Genomic DNA, 904 nt, shown 5'->3' with positions numbered 1-904 from the left:
GCGGGCCGCGTCGGTTGAGGAGACGCTTGCGTTGTGGGCGGCGTCGCTTCGAGAGATCAAGCAACGGATACGTCCGTTGTTCACGCAAGAGCGTGTTGCGACGAATGCAGGCCTGTTCCTGGAAGGTCTGCTCGGAGATGAGCAGCGCAAGACCGGTTGGATGCGCGCGGAGGCGGCTGGCGATCCCGGCCCATGGCGGCAGCAGGCGATTCTGGGTCGTGGAGACTGGGACGCTGATGCTCTGCGCGATATCGTGCACGACTATGTCATCGAGCATTTGGCGGATGACGATGCAGTGCTGGTGATCGACGAGACCGGCTTTCTCAAACAGGGCAAAGCGTCATGCGGAGTGGCGCGGCAATACACTGGTTCGGCAGGGAAGATCACGAACTGCCAGATCGGCGTCTTCGCTGCCTACGTTTCGCGTCATGGTCATGCGTTCATCGATCGCGCGTTGTATCTTCCGAAGGAATGGACCGACGATCCAGATCGTCTTGAAGCCACATATGTGCCTGCCGATGTCGACTTTGCGACCAAACCAAAGCTTGCGACGAGAATGATCGCGCGCGCGATAGCCGCGTCTGTACCATTCAAGTGGGTTGCCGGTGATACCGTCTACGGTGTTGGCAACATCGAACAGCAACTGCGTCGGGCAGGCAAAGGCTACGTGCTTGGGGTCAGCAGCGCTCATGTGTTTCGATCCTGGGGCAAGCGACCGCCGGTCGCCGGTACGGCTGCAGACCTCGCCCGGACGCGGCGCTCATCCGACTGGAAGCGCCTGTCGGCGGGAGCCGGAACCAAAGGACCGCGGCTGCACGATTGGTGTTATCTCGAATTGGCGGATCTCGAGGCCGAGCAGTCCAACAGTGCAAATGACGGTTTGTGGACACGCGGTCTACTGATC

The 904-nt window shown here is 60.5% G+C and carries 1 protein-coding gene; it reads left to right on the top strand.

Annotation, left to right across the window (positions count from 1 at the left end):
- A partial coding sequence (locus AC0L3P_RS39870) for an IS701 family transposase (protein WP_473309446.1) occupies positions 1–904 on the top strand: 904 nt, incomplete at both ends.

It is taken from the genome of Bradyrhizobium sp. WSM4874 (genome assembly GCF_055811835.1).
This window is presented reverse-complemented; position numbering and strand designations above follow the sequence as displayed.